10 protein-coding genes and 1 pseudogene are annotated in these 13,688 nt (G+C 61.2%); 8 read left to right on the top strand and 3 right to left on the bottom strand.

The features are described 5' to 3' along the window. Nucleotides 1-51 precede the first annotated feature (51 nt). From KVT32_RS21400 to KVT32_RS21410, 3 genes are all read right to left on the bottom strand, one after another. The gene (locus KVT32_RS21400; RefSeq protein ID WP_227741420.1) at nt 52-399 is read right to left on the bottom strand and encodes a hypothetical protein; all 348 of its coding nucleotides are present in this window, start codon (nt 397-399) and stop codon (nt 52-54) included. Nucleotides 400-594: 195 nt separating this feature from the next. Next, complete coding sequence (locus tag KVT32_RS21405; protein WP_152385727.1) at nt 595-1,890, bottom strand: type II toxin-antitoxin system HipA family toxin; 1,296 nt, start codon at nt 1,888-1,890, stop codon at nt 595-597. Between the two features lie 11 nt (nt 1,891-1,901). Beyond that, nucleotides 1,902-2,192 (bottom strand): helix-turn-helix domain-containing protein, encoded by a 291-nt coding sequence (locus KVT32_RS21410; RefSeq protein WP_227741421.1) that lies wholly within the window; start codon nt 2,190-2,192, stop codon nt 1,902-1,904. A 981-nt stretch (nt 2,193-3,173) separates the two neighbouring features. Between KVT32_RS21410 and KVT32_RS21415 the strand changes: the two are divergent. The 8 genes and pseudogenes from KVT32_RS21415 to KVT32_RS21450 all read left to right on the top strand — a co-directional run bounded on the left by KVT32_RS21415 (nt 3,174) and on the right by KVT32_RS21450 (nt 13,351). Beyond that, a pseudogene (locus KVT32_RS21415) lies at nt 3,174-3,463 on the top strand (helix-turn-helix domain-containing protein). Nucleotides 3,464-4,920: 1,457 nt separating this feature from the next. After that, complete coding sequence (locus tag KVT32_RS32170) at nt 4,921-5,199, top strand: hypothetical protein (RefSeq protein ID WP_227741422.1); 279 nt, start codon at nt 4,921-4,923, stop codon at nt 5,197-5,199. Between the two features lie 1,004 nt (nt 5,200-6,203). Beyond that, entirely contained in the window at nt 6,204-6,596 is a 393-nt protein-coding gene (locus KVT32_RS21425) for a hypothetical protein (protein ID WP_193725394.1), read from the top strand. A gap of 1,305 nt (nt 6,597-7,901) precedes the next feature. Continuing rightward, nucleotides 7,902-9,734 (top strand): UvrD-helicase domain-containing protein, encoded by a 1,833-nt coding sequence (locus KVT32_RS21430; RefSeq protein ID WP_227741423.1) that lies wholly within the window; start codon nt 7,902-7,904, stop codon nt 9,732-9,734. A gap of 89 nt (nt 9,735-9,823) precedes the next feature. Further along, nucleotides 9,824-10,876 carry a hypothetical protein gene (locus KVT32_RS21435; RefSeq protein WP_217618836.1) on the top strand — a complete coding sequence of 351 codons (1,053 nt, stop codon included), beginning with the start codon at nt 9,824-9,826 and terminating at the stop codon, nt 10,874-10,876. A 431-nt stretch (nt 10,877-11,307) separates the two neighbouring features. Next, nucleotides 11,308-12,249, top strand: a complete 942-nt coding sequence (locus tag KVT32_RS21440; RefSeq protein ID WP_227741424.1) for a hypothetical protein — start codon at nt 11,308-11,310, stop codon at nt 12,247-12,249. 129 nt (nt 12,250-12,378) lie between these two features. After that, nucleotides 12,379-12,807 (top strand): hypothetical protein, encoded by a 429-nt coding sequence (locus KVT32_RS32175; RefSeq protein WP_227741425.1) that lies wholly within the window; start codon nt 12,379-12,381, stop codon nt 12,805-12,807. Nucleotides 12,808-12,919: 112 nt separating this feature from the next. Continuing rightward, complete coding sequence (locus tag KVT32_RS21450; RefSeq protein ID WP_152385732.1) at nt 12,920-13,351, top strand: hypothetical protein; 432 nt, start codon at nt 12,920-12,922, stop codon at nt 13,349-13,351. The last annotated feature ends 337 nt before the right edge of the window (nt 13,352-13,688 follow it).

Here is a 13,688-nt window from a genome sequence, read left to right on the forward strand (position 1 = left end):
ACCCGCCAAATTTGGCGGGTTGTTAATTTGGGTCTAGATGATTGGCGTTGGTCAAGGGCGGTCTCCTCGCCACGTATCGGCAATAGTCTGCATCACGCGGCGGCGATAGTTGGGATTAATCACGAACCCCATCAGGCGGGTGGCTATGACTATTATTATGTCCAGCAACGCTATGGCCACGCAGATGCCGACCGGCACGAGAATGAGCTGCACGAAAGCCTTGCTTTGGAAGAGGTATCCACCGCCGAACGCCACGATGACGGCAAAGATAACTACCGTCGGTCGTGCGATGAAGTAAACCAGGTCATGAAACCCGGTGGTCCGCTTTGCGTTCATAGTGCTTTCCTTAGGCTTAGCTGCTCGAATGTAACAGAAGTTGTTGAAGATTGTTTTGATCATTAGGCGAATCGGGTGGGTAGTGGTAGCGGGGAGCGCAGACGTTACTGCTCTTATGCCAAGAGAAATTTCTCTCTTGCTAGCTTCCATCCTACAGGTCGCGTTGCTCCTCCCAAAGCTTCTATCTGGGCTTAGCTAACCGGCTTTTCTTTCACTCGGCCGGGCGGTATGTTATGCCGCGCTAGGCCGCCACCCCGATTACCTGGGGCGCTCTTGTGGCGCCGGCAAAGGGGCGGGCAGTTCACTGTCGACGACAGAATGCCGCGTAAACGCACGTTCCAACTTGTGCACATCCTGCCCATCGATGCCCGATTCCTTGAGCGTGGCCTGCCAGTGGTCGGCCACTACCTGGCTGATTTCCTCGACGATGTCCCATGCTTGGTTTGGTCTCAGTCGGAACAACGCTGCTGAGCTAACTGCATTGTTGAAAGTGGAAAGTGCACCTTCGTCGCCAACGAGCATGCCCTGATACATCCGTTCAGTGGTAATCACAGACGGCACCAGGTCGAAGGCCGGAGAGAGGCGTAGGGTGTCAACGTTGAACACATCCGGACCATCCACAAAGCCGTGATTCAGCTCATGGTCGTCCGTGTTTGAGGTGGCGATATTGAATACCAGGCGTCGGAACAGTTGACGGATGTCTGCCGCGGGATCTTCGCTCCATACGGTCATGCGGCGGGCGAGGCTTGGATAGCTTCTGTGAGGCGACGGGGGTAGATCGCGCACTTCAAGTGCGCTGCGCGCGGACGCGTAGCGCAGTCTGCCGAATTCGCCACTAGGGAGGACGTCGACGTCGAATCGCTCCGTGAGGAATACCGCACGTCCGCCAATCTCGATCAGTTGGCAGTTGGGTACTTCAATGCCGGCTCGACGAGCTAGCAGGTACATCGCGTGTTCTTGGCGCGCGATCTCCGGTAGCTCTGGCGAGTCTTTCGTGGAGGGGAACTTGGCAATCCAGATTCGACCGTCGGCGAGGACTGAACATTTGGGCCGTGCGCCTCCCAGGGAAAGCCCAGGGCGGAGCAGTTGCTCGGCGTCACGCGGAAGCTCTTTGCCCAGCTCCACGGCCCTTGCGGCCTGCTGAATGTCCTCCAGATCGCTGATTGAAGCTAGCCAGGCGGTGGAATTGACACTCGTCGGGGAGTCGCTAAATAGGAGCGCTCCAGTCCTAACTCCACCTTGAGATAGCCGGAGATAGCCCAATTGATCTTGGGCGCCATACAGTCGGTCAATGAGCGCGCGTCCCCACGAGTCCGGGCCCGCATCAAGCAAAAAACCGAAGTAGCCGCGATTCGCTGTGGTCGAGAACACTGTCCGTCCCAAGGGCACGGAGGGGCAAAGGGCCACGGCGTTTGGCCGTGCCAAATACGAATCGCCATAGACAAAATCGCCCCGGCCGTTCGTCGACGTGATTTCGGTATGTTTGAACGCGCCGGCTACCACTGGCTCAGAGAGGCCAGGAAGATAGGTCCAAACATAAATTTGGCGAGTCATCACGCGAGTCCTTAGAAGGCAGTGTCGATCGGCGGAGAGCCAACGTTTGCGGCGACATCTGCGGGCACGAGCTGGTCGATGCCGCTGTCCAGATCTAGCGCCCAAAGGACTGCGAGGTAGCTTCCGATGGAAGTGGTGGCCTCTCCGTGTTCGATGGCCCGTATCGTGGAGATACCAACGCTTGCTGCGGTGGCCAAGCGTTCCTGAGTCCATCCACGCGCTTTGCGCGCCGCGCGGAGCCGTCCGGCGAATAGCTCAAGCCGCTTCTTCGTCTCAACGGGCAATCCGGGGGACGCATTCATTGTTTTGGCACCGAATATTAGCGAGATTCAATGGTTTAGCACTGATCTTGGCAGAAGTCCATTTGGTTCTTCGCTGCGCGCACGAACTCGATCGAAAGGCCGCTCGGAACCGTCAGAATTCAAGTCAATTTCGTCGCACAGCCGAAAGTGCCAGTATTAGTTCGCACGAGCGCGCCGCGACGCTCCAAGGCCGAACCCTGGCCACATCCTAGTGATCTTCTGTTCTTGTTCTGGTGCAGGTGAAATTTCGGTTCGAGCGTCGCGTTGAGCGATCGAATTTTTAACGCGGGACCAGTGGTACGGAGTGTGACGGAGTCGCGCTATCCAGCAGCACGCGCGCGGAACGCTGTGTCTCGATGCGCTCTTCCCAACTGTGGCGCTGGTCGGCCGCCTGCTCTGCAGCCGCTGCCAAAACGCACGCTGTGTCCAAGTCCTCGAGCATGTCGACAAGTTCAAGTGGGGCGTATGCCCAGCCGTTGCTTCCGTGCGCGGTGTCTGAGGCGGAGCTGCTAATCCCGTTGCTGTACCTCGCTTCTAAGCGGTGACACACCTGCCGGAACGCCAGCAGCCGTTCCTGCCAGTACTGACGGTCGACCGGAAGGAGAGTGGCCGTCGCCGCCTGGTAGCAGGCTGTGTCCCAATGATCCATCAATTGCAGTAAGACGGCGGGGACGCGCACCCAACCATTCACAGCGGCGCCGGAGCTGAGCAAGGTGTTGGCAGACATACCGGCGCAACGAAATCCGGCGATAGTGCCTCCCCGTCCCGGCGGGGGCCGTGTGTTCACCAGCTGGGACTGAGGAGCCGAAGGGGAGGACGCATTATTAGAAAGAGAAGTCATGGGACCTGGTTGTTCGGTGAATTCCGGGCTGCAAAGTACAATAAAAGGACGCAAACCGTAAACATTTGAAATGAACCTTATAGTTTGTAGCTCAATAGAGCGCGATGCGTTGCTATGCGGTTTTCTAAAGGAACCTTGCAGTGGCAGCAAAGCACTCTCTTGCGGCAGCATTGAGAACGGTCAGGAAAGCCCGCGGCTTAAGCCAGGAAGCCTTTTCTGACGTCTCGAGCAGGACCTATCTGAGCGTGCTGGAACGGGATCTGAAAAGTCCCACCCTTAGCAAATTGGGAGATATTTGCGAGGTTTTGAACGTTCATCCCGTCACTTTGCTGGTTCTTGCCTATAGCGATGGCTCTCGAGAGGGGAGCAAACGGTGCTAACCCAGGTCCTCGAAGAGCTCCGCGAGCTTCGCCAATCCCCTGGCGCTTAATCCATATCGCCCGTTAGATCGCACAGGTTATTTGTGGCCCGGGGGCCACAATAAGTTTTACTGTCCACGAATTTTGTGGCCCTCGGGCATCAGAACCGGTCGTCAGCCTGCTACGAAGTGACGCGTAGTTTGTCTCTTGGCCAACCGTGCGCAATGCCGACTGCCATGCGAAGAATCGCCATCTACTGCTTGTCTCTCGAGGCTGTGCGCTTCGCGCCGATCCACGACGCGGTATCGACGCGGCGTACCTTCAGTTCAAGTGGCGCGCCAGACCTGTTCGTGCACGTGCGCAAAACGTGGGAGCCAGGTAAAGCGGTTGCGCGTTTCTCCCCTTGTTGACTCGGTGCTGCTCCCCCGGACTGCTAGGACATGGTCGAGCAACCAGCGAGTCAGCAGTGGGGGCGGGTCAGAAGATCATTGCTGCGGAGAATGAGCTGCGGTGGGCTTGGATAGCGACGCAGATGGAGCATGGTGCATGAATAAAAAAAGGAACATGTTCGCTTCGTTGCGCTCGGCTCGAGACAACGAATCGCGGAACCGTGCTTCTTTGGGTGAGTGATTACGGGGACCTCTGATGCCCTCTGATTCGCCCTCGAAGGTGAGAACTTACAGGGACCGCCTTCTTGTCGGCAGTGTTTCGCGGGGGCCTTTTCCTATGGCGAGATCGCACTATTGCCTCCCAATGACATTCACCCGCATTTAGATCTAGGCGCCCGGCGGAAGCTCGAGTTTAGTGACAGTCAATGCCATTCACTTTCAATCGCGAAATTTCCTCCGATAACCAACATTTCGGCTTCTGCGCGCGCTGCCGCCTCTCCGGCGATTTTTCCCACAAAAATTCATCTGGCAAATCATTGCGTTAGGGGAAATCCGGTGAATTTCCATCGCGGGCGGCGAAAGTCACCTCTCTTGGAGCGCAACACTTACGGTCGAAAATCGTGTGCCATTTGCGCCAGGCGGTCGGCGCAAAACGCAGATAATGGCCAGAAATCGCGAACTTGCAGCCGGGCTGTGTTGGTTCGAATGGCTGTTTCCGAGGTGAATTCTTGCCCCACGTCTCATTACTCCGAAAAAATCCCATCCCACTAATGGGGAAGAATCCGCTCTCGCTCGAAAGCACGCACATTTCTGCACGCTCCCGTTCGCATTCACCCCACGTGCGCGCTCCCAACGTGGCATCCTCCCCTTTGGCAGCGGCTCTCGCCCGCATTCCTCCCGCGCGACTCTGTACGCAGGCCCCGGTGCGTCCTGCCGCGCATTCGCCGGCAACGGGGTCACCCGCAGGTTTACGCGCCCCCGTGCCCTTGACCGCGTTGGCCTCTCCGCATCGAACGAATGCGCCCCCAGTGCACCCGCTGTGGCGCGGATGCGCCCCCTACGCATCCGCGCCGGAAGGGTTTGGTATGGGTCGGATTCAGCACCGTGTAGTACCGCCGTTCGACGCGTTTAGAGCCCGTATGAGCGCGCTGGACGGCGGATTCACCCGCGGCGACGCCACGCAGGCCGTGCATACGGCTAGCGCTGCTTGGTCTCTTATGGTCGGGTCCGCGCTCGGCGCGACCGGTGCTATCGCATTCCTCCTCTGGATCGACCGCGCGATCGGGGGTCTTTGCTCTGGCGCGTCCCCGCGCGCGAAAAGCCCGCACAAGGTCGCATTCACCGCAGGGATTGGATTCGCGCCGGCGCACCCCTGGCCCAGTTCCGACGTGATCGCTGCTTTTCTGCGGGGCGTCTGATGGAAAAAGGTAAGCCAGGGGCTTTTGACGTCAGCAGCTCCGGCCTCCAACCGGCCACGGCCCCATATGAGTCCGATGGCGGCGTACACGCCCGTGAAAGCGCCGCGCTTAAGCCGCCAGCGCCTGCGGCCGATCGCGCCCTTGGGTCGTCAGCGCCTACGGTCAACCACATCCCTGGGGCGTCAGCGCCCGCGCCCGGCCATTCCCTTGGGTCGTCAGCGCTCCCGGCCGGCCACATCCTTCGGGCGCCTGCGCCCCCGGTCGACCGCACCCTTGAGGCGTCTTGCCCCCAGGACGAGCACACCATCGGGGCGTCGGTGCCCGCGGGTGACCACGTTCCAGTGGCGCCAGCGCTCCTGGCCGGCAGCGCCCTGGAAGGATCCGCACTTTCGGCCGCGCGCACGCTTATGCCGTCTACGACCGAGGCGTATGCGCGCGCCTTGACTCGTATTCAACGTGGTGTAGCCCACACGGGGGCGGCCCCGTCCAGGCCGGGATATTTCCACGCGCTTGTAGACTGGCTCGTGCACCACGCCCCCGGGATTCGACCCGGAACGTGGATGATTCGGCGTGCCGCCCTGCGGGACTACTTCGCCAGAGACGGCTCGCCCGAGGCTCTTGCGGCGGATTCGCGCCTAGAAGCGTTGTCGCCCAGGGATGGATTTAAGGGCGTGCGGCCGGGCACAACCCAGCGCCTCTATGCTGCCGCGTCTACCAGGCGGCGCCATATTCTGCCATCGCATTTGCGGCTGTTGACGCAGCGACTGGCTCTGCAGGCGCGGCCCCGCAAGGGAGATCGACTGGATCCCGCTTCCGTAGTGACAGTGGCGATTCGGGCATTTCAGGCTGCGGGCCTGCGTCCAAGTGAATGGCCTAGAGCCGAGTGGACTGCGCCAGGCTCCCTAGAGTTGAAGGTGACAAGAGCAAAGCGGCGCCAAGCGCCGCAAACCCTCCCATCTATGGCTGGAGCAGCTCCTCCCGCGAACGTGCCACGTGAGCGCGTTGTGCATATCGATCCAGAGGAGCGTTTGTGGGTTGACCTGTTCCTCGGGTATGTGGCGCGCGGCTGCGCGCAAGCTGGCGGCTACCATGCCTTCTATGAGGCAATGGATCGCAAGAGGTATGAGGTATGCCGGGATCTCGGCATCACGATAACCTTCTATGCGGGAAGAGGGCAGTTCGGGGCGGACAGGAAGAAGCGCAATGGGTTGAAGGCCGCTGCTGTAGAGATGGGCAACTCCCCGAGGAAGGCGTCCTCCTACTACGGGCCTATTGGAAAGGCTCGCCCGGGCGTCGTTCGCCCCAACGAGCGTTCGGCCGAGGTCGAGCGAGTGCAGGAAGCCCCGCCTTCGCCCGCATTCACCCAGGGTGAGCCCACAGACAACGGGTTCTTCTAAAAGTTGGACATGTCCCTGCTCGAGAACGCTCCTGGGGGCGGTTTCATGATCACAAAACGGCGCAGGTATGTCCTTGAAGTGGGCGAGCCTGTGTTGGCACGGCACGTGACGCTTTCGGCGTCGGCGGCCCGAAAGTATCCGAGCCTATGGCCGCTCAAGCGCAGCGAGTGCCTCTGCCAACGCCAGACCGCTACCACCATATTCGAGGTATGGAGATCGCGCACCACCTGGCATTGGCTCGCAGAAGGCGAGTGCGGCGCGCGAGGCTCATGCCAGCGCAAGCCGACTCTCGGAGCATGTGTCCGAGCTTGAGTTGGGGCGCGGGACCACGGCGTGCGATGAGCGCTCTCCCAGGAATGGCGCCAGGTTGCCGCGGTGAAGTTGATCGGAGCCATGCAGAGGCGGCGAAGGCGGTGTTGAAATGTCCGCCTCAGCCGGTGGACGCCAGCGAGCTCGACGAATTATCCCGCGCCCCGCGCGGTGCGCATACTGCAGCTGTTTCACCAGCTCTAACCCGTCAGGGCATCCGCGAAGCGGCGCAAGCAAGTGAGCAGGCGCGCCTAGCTTGCATCAGAAGAATGCAGATTCGACTAATGGTGGACTACCCATTCTCCTGGCGCCGTCGCTTCAACAAGGGCGGGTAGCGCGGCCCACGGTGATGCCAGCCACCGCAATCTGCTCACCAAGAATTGGGGGCGTGTTCGCCCAGGCCTTTCGGAGTGGATGGTTTTACGAGGGCAGGCCGGCGGGCCGCCGCAGTCCGATTCATGATGACAGTGGTGGTGGCGCGATCGCGCCGGCGCGTCGTCCCGCAGCGGGGCGCTGAGTGCCGGTTCCCCGCGACGAGGCGAGTATTACCCGTTAGGGGCGGAGAGTAACCCGGCCATAGGTCAGGTGCTATCGAGAGAGTAAGGCTTCAGCTCGTTCGACAAGCTGCCGGCGGGCTACCGCATCCCCAGGTGGCATGGTTTCCCCGTGGTGCAGCAGGACGTTGTCCAAGGCAGCGGACAGATCCGAGATGACGTCTCGAGCCTCTTCTTGTGGCAGGAGCAGGGTGACTGCGTCCCGTGGGGCAAGGGGGGTTAGGTATCAGCCTAGGGCTGTGGTATCGACCCAAAGCTTTCGGCGTTGCTCGGACTCAGGCGAAGCGGAGTCCTTTAGTGCGCGCGAAACCGCACACGCTGGTCGCCACTGGGGGCGCGAGCCCGCCCTGCAGTCGCCACGCAGCTGCACTTAGCCGGTTAGCGGTTTCGAAGAATGAAATAGACTTACCGCTCATACAAATATGTGAACGGAATTCGATCCATGGCCATTCTGCGGACTGATGAGTTGCCCCGAGAACTCGACGCGGCGGAACTGATGCCGGCGGAGCAGGAGACGCCCGCTGCGGCCCGGCCTCGCTTCCAATTTGTGGTGCCTGGGGTGGGGCCTGTCAACGCTGATTTCGCTCCACGACAGGGCAATCAGCGGGTGCAGACGGCGCACCGACCGCGCGCGCTGCCGCCAGCCGGCGCAGCTGTACACCAAGCGCCAGCGCGCCCCCGAACTGAGCGCGTGGCGGCGCCGGCAGGCTCGCGGCCGACCGCCCCCGCAGCACCGCGTCGTCCTGTGAACACCCGTCCTATCCCCACCGTTTCTCAGAAAGGTGTGATCGAGGACGACGCTGAAGTCGTGGCTGCGATGGCGCTGTCCGGCAGCGGGAAGACGACAACTTCGATTGGCTTTGCGGAGGCCAGGCCGAACGACAAGTTTCTGTACGTCTGCTTCGCGAAGGCCAACGCTGATGAAGCGAAGATGCGCTTTCCGCGGAACGTTGATTGCCGAACGGGCCACTCAATCGCCTACCTCGGGCTGGATCCTCGCACGAGGGCCCGTGTGCCGAAGTACTGGAATGCGCGGACGATTACCGATGACCTGCAGTCTCTGACCGGGAAAAGGCCGAGCTGGAATGAGGTGGCGGTGATTGGGCGCCTGTTTCAAGAGTTCTTTGCTGACACCGCCCCCGTGATTGACCTGGACTTGCACAGCGCCCGCGCCGTGGCGGCTGATCCTAAGGTGAGCATTGCACGTTTGCGGGAATGCGCCCAGAAGGCGAATGTGCTTTGGGAGGACATGAAAAACCCGCAGGGCAGCTGCCGCATTCCCCACGACGGTTACCTGAAGCGCTTCATTCTGGGCCGCCCGAACCTCGGGTTCGACCGCATCATCTTTGAAGAGGCGCAAGACGCCAACCCGCTGATGGCCGCGCTTGTCCTGCAGCAGCGCGAGTACGGTTCAAAGCTGCTGATCATCGGCGACGAGCACCAATCCATCTACAAGTTCCGCGGCGCCTACAACATCTTCAACCATCTGCCGGCGGATGCATCGGTACATACGTTGTCGGAAACCTGGCGCTTTGGGCCCGAGACGGCTGAAAAGGTCAATCTGATCTTGGCAGCGTTCAAGCCTCATGAAACCGCACGTGTGGTGGGTTGTGGCCAAGATCGGCCCTGGAGTGACAAGGAGTCCACCACCTACCTGGCGCGCACGAATGCCAAGCTCTTCGAGATGGCCGTGGCCCATGTGGAGTCCAAGAACACCCCGATCTACTGGGTCGGCGGTATCGGCAAGTACCGCGTGCACATGCTGTTGGACGCCTACGCGCTTTGGGAAGGTCGAGTGCGAGAGGTCAACGACGAGTTCTTCCGTGGCTATCTCAGCTGGGACGAGCTGCGGCAGTACGCAGACAGCACAGGTGATCCTGACGCCAAAATTCTGCACGCGCTGGTGGAAAAGTATCGACATCGCATTCCTGACCTCGTGGAGCGCATTGACTCTCAGGTCTCCGAGACCTTGGAGCGCGCTGCCATCGGGCTCGGCACGGGGCACGGTTCTAAGGGCCTGGAGTTTCCTCAAGTGGAGCTGTGCGACGACTTTGACAAGTCGTTCGAGCGGGCGCTGACGGCCTACCAGGCAAACGAGGTGACTCCCGAAGACGAGCAGGAGATCAACCTTCTGTACGTGGCGCTGTCCCGCGCAAAGTTCTGCGTCCGTCCAAACCCGGCCCTCGGGGCGTGGATGGACGAGGAACGGATCTACCAGCAAGAAGCCCAGGCGCAGTCCCACTCAAACGCCGAGACGATGAGCGATCGACCCTAGAGGCCGGCATCGCCGGCGTCGCGCGCCCGTGAACAACGAATCCATCCTGGCCCGCAGTTGCGGGTCGCCTTTCCAAGTAGGAGCCCTAAGTGCCTGAAATCGCAGACAACCAACCCGCCACCCCCGGCGCCGTCGCCGAGAGCCCCATGGTTGCGCTGGCAGTCCTTCGCTCGGCCCCCGGCAGCAGTGATAGTCAGCTCAACAACATCCTGGCCGGGGTATACGGCACCTACCAGGACGGCAAGTTCTTAGTTGACTCAGCGATTCGCCGTGCTGACGAGCAGTTCTTCGAATACACGCGGGACGCGTCCGAGGCGGCAAACGTCTCAATCTTGCAGGTGCCCGAAGCCTTGTTGCCGGTCGTCAAGGCCAACATTGGGGCGATGGTCCGGGCACGCTGGGCGGACATGTATGCGAGCATGCGAGCGGCTCACGCAGACGGCAGCGATATGGCGATCGCGCTGGACAGCGACCGAGACCGCGCGCTGCTGGCCATCGACGACATTTTGCGGGAGACCGGAGCACAAGAGGTGTTCGTAAGTCCCATGGAAGTCCAGGGGCTACTCGTCAACTTCCGGATGTCGATTCCTGCCGTGAGCGCCGATGGCGAGGTGCAGGATGCGCCCGTCACTGAGCGGCCGTACGGGCGCTTGCATGCCGCTGCCACGCTCACCAGCGCGGGAGCGGTCATCCCGTGTCTGGCAGACGCCGCATTCGGCGCCTTGGAGGCTGAGACCGCATCGTTCCCGGCGCACAACTCCGAAGACCGCGCGGACGGCGTGCTTCGTATGCGACTCGTGGCGCCCTCGGCGGAGCTTGCTCAAGGGTACGCCAATCTGGTCGCGCAAGATCCGAGCCTGCGGGAACTGATCTTTGCCCTGGGCCATCCGTCTGCCTTCCAACTGGAAAGCGTCGGCCAGCCCTACGCACCGCAGCAAGTCGATGCTGAGCAGCTGGCACACGCCCTCCGTTCCGCTGACCAGACACAACAGCAGGACGGCCTCGACGCCGGCGCGGCCGCACCCCAACTCGTCCCGCATGTTCCGGCTCCTGTGGCGCCCCCGCCGATCGATGGGGGCTTTTTCGACGACGAACCGCCGGCGCCGCCCGCGCAAATCGAGCGCCCGCGCGAGCGCGGGTAATCCTGGCCACCGGCCTCTTCATTCTTGGGTGAGCGACTATGGGGATAAGCTTCAACATTCCAGGCACCGGCCTGGTCGGTCCTGACACTCCAGCGAGAGTTCCGCGAGGGATGGCGCCGCGGCCGGCGCCTCGGCCGAGTTCCCCGTCACCGGCGACACCCTTCGCGGAGCGCCGGCCTGGCCCGGGGGCGGGCGGGGACGAGTCCGCAGTGGAGGCTCAGGCCCAGTCGCAACCCTCAGTTGGGGATGAAGCCGTCCCTATCGACGCACTCGAGCCGCCCGCCTGGCTGGACGAGGTGCCGCTTGTTGAGTCAGACGCCGAGGAAGGCGTTGGACACTGGCATGGGGACTTTGGTGAGCCCGAGCCCACTGCACTGCGACGGCGCGCTCTTCCACGTGCGAATCCAGCAGATTTCGAGCCTGAAGCGAGCTTGCGCTTTCACGAAGGGGCCCCCGAATCAATTCCGCTGGGTTCGGCATATTCGGAGCGGGAATGGGCGTCGGTGCGGGCCGGTGCTGACGTGCGTGCCACTGCTGTCGAGATCGATGTTGGAGGTGGCCGGGCGCTGGTTTCTGCCTCCTGGGACGAGCCCGGCAATGCGGTTCTTGCGGCCCTCGCGGCGGAGCGTGTTCGCTTGGTCGCGCCCGAGGCGTCTAAGCACTCCGAGCGCGCGTCCCTGGGGCGCGTTGTGCTGGCCGCGGATCCGGATCGGGTGGGGCGCTCTATCCACAATCTCGGGATGCCGGCAGGAACGACGAAGGTCGGAGGAGTCCTCGTTGATGAGGCCTCCGGCGAAGTCCTCGGGGATGCGCCCGCCCCCGAGCAGAGCCGCATGGACCTGGCGCGCGTGGCGCGTGACGCCGGCGCCGAGCTGCTTCTGTACACGACCCCGAAAGAGTGGATGTCGCTCCGAAGCCAACTCCATCAAGAGCGCGAACAGGCTTGGTATGACGATCGCCAGTTCTGGCCTCGCCAAACGCCCGTGGCCATCATCCATAGGCCCCTTGTCGTACTTGGGGACGACGCGCTGAGCGCTGCCCAGATGGACTGGCTGGCTGCCGCCGAACGCGACGTCGGTGTGATCGGGCCTGCAAGGCCGGGAAAGAGATGGACCGAAGGGGAGGCTCAGGCGGTCATGCGGTGGTTGGACATCGAGCGCAGCCGGCCGGAGAACCAGGAGCTAGACGAGGTCGGGCGAATCCGCCTGGAAGACATTGCGATCATGAGACTGGTCGATGAGCGGGCCCGGCCCGCACCCACGGCCACAGCATTGATCGAGTGTGGGGGAACGCTAACAATCATGGAGCTACAGGAGCATTCTGAGAACTCCGCGGAGAAGACCGCCCCCACGTACGCGCGTCCCCGAGAATAGAGGCGGAAACAGGGGGATAAGCCCCGTCTGCAAAACTCGCTGACAAACCTACAATCCAGCTTCGAAAAAATTCCCCGACGCAGCTGCTCTAGGGCATCGTTTCATTCATCCACCTCGGAGACGCAAGCTATGAGAAAAACCGTCATCGGTGCTCTGCTTTTAACTGCGGTCGTCGCAGCGCCCGCGCACGCGGCGTTCACCGCGTTGACGATCGATTGCAAGACGTTGCTCGGAAACGCCGGCAAAGAAGAGGCGCGTCCGGTCCAATGGCGATGGGATGGCTCTGTGATGAGTACTACGTATACCACTTACGAGAGGGAAGTGAAGACAACGAGCTTTAAACCCATTCAATTCGTACAACGGGACACAATCACTGGTCTGATCAAGTTCGATTTCGGCTTTGTGACTGGGATCCTGCCAAATGGAGACCGACAAGCTCGAACGTATCAGGTGTTCGAGCGCAACGACCAGTTATTTGCCACGGAAACTTGGAGCGTAGTCACCCCAGAGGGGGTTGTGCTATATCCGAGCCAGAACGAGTATCGCAATTGCAGCTAAAAGAAATCCTGACGCCTGCGGCTTTCTGAACTGGCCTGGCATGCCCTGGAGGTCAGCTTCTGGGGCAACCTTTTGTCCTCTCTCATCTGCCATAGAATCAATGAAAAGAAGCGTGATCTGCGCCCTGCTTATGAGCGCCATCTGTGTGACGCCGGCGAGCGCCGCATTCATCATCGAGTGCCAGACTACGGTGTATGGGTCCAAAGAACTTCCGCACCCAATCCAGTGGAAGTGGGACGGTGTTGAACTTCGAACTTCCTACAAACACGTGAATCCCGAAATAGTTTTCGAGCTCGCGCCTGTCCACTTCCAAGAGCGGGTGATCGACCGCGACGGGCTCGCCTCCCACGGACTTAAAGCCACCTTATACACCTTCGTTATGAGCGTCGAGCGCAACGGGGATCGAATGTCGCGATCGTTCATGGTCATGGAGGCGAATTCGAAGGTCTCACTTCTGGAGTCATCGGGGTTTGTCTCGGAAGCAGGTGGTCTACTGTCTGTGAAAGAAACAACCTACCGCGATTGCACTTGGCAGAAGTTGTGACGTCTTCAATCCGCGGTGAGCCGATTTTTCGATTGGGAACGTCCTCGCCAAGTGAATGACTGCGGGAGGCCTAGTAAGTCCAAGGGCGGCCCCACCTCGTCGCAGATAGCCAATGAATGTTCCGTGGCGGCGGCTACCGCGGAGCACCTTTTTTGAAGGTGTTCGCAGCGACGACTGGCCTCGCTGACGACGCGGTGCAGCGGATCCGCATATCTCATGCGTTGGTGGGCTGGCCGCGCAGGGGCAGATCCGACACCGATCTGCCCAGCTAAGCGCGCAGATCAGCGAAACCACCTCCCTGGGACACCGCGACGCACGCGGCTTTGGGTCTCATCCT

The organism is Achromobacter sp. GbtcB20, assembly GCF_019091095.1.
Lineage (GTDB): Bacteria > Pseudomonadota > Gammaproteobacteria > Burkholderiales > Burkholderiaceae_B > Achromobacter > Achromobacter mucicolens.

Bases quoted from the DNA above. Each gene is read 5' to 3' on its own strand.
- KVT32_RS21405 (WP_152385727.1), bottom strand. From the start codon at position 1,890: ATGACTCGCCAAATTTATGTTTGGACCTATCTTCCTGGCCTCTCTGAG.
- KVT32_RS21410 (WP_227741421.1), bottom strand. From the start codon at position 2,192: ATGAATGCGTCCCCCGGATTGCCCGTTGAGACGAAGAAGCGGCTTGAG.
- KVT32_RS21400 (WP_227741420.1), bottom strand. From the start codon at position 399: ATGATCAAAACAATCTTCAACAACTTCTGTTACATTCGAGCAGCTAAG.
- KVT32_RS32170 (WP_227741422.1), top strand. From the start codon at position 4,921: ATGAGCGCGCTGGACGGCGGATTCACCCGCGGCGACGCCACGCAGGCC.
- KVT32_RS21430 (WP_227741423.1), top strand. From the start codon at position 7,902: ATGGCCATTCTGCGGACTGATGAGTTGCCCCGAGAACTCGACGCGGCG.
- KVT32_RS32175 (WP_227741425.1), top strand. From the start codon at position 12,379: ATGAGAAAAACCGTCATCGGTGCTCTGCTTTTAACTGCGGTCGTCGCA.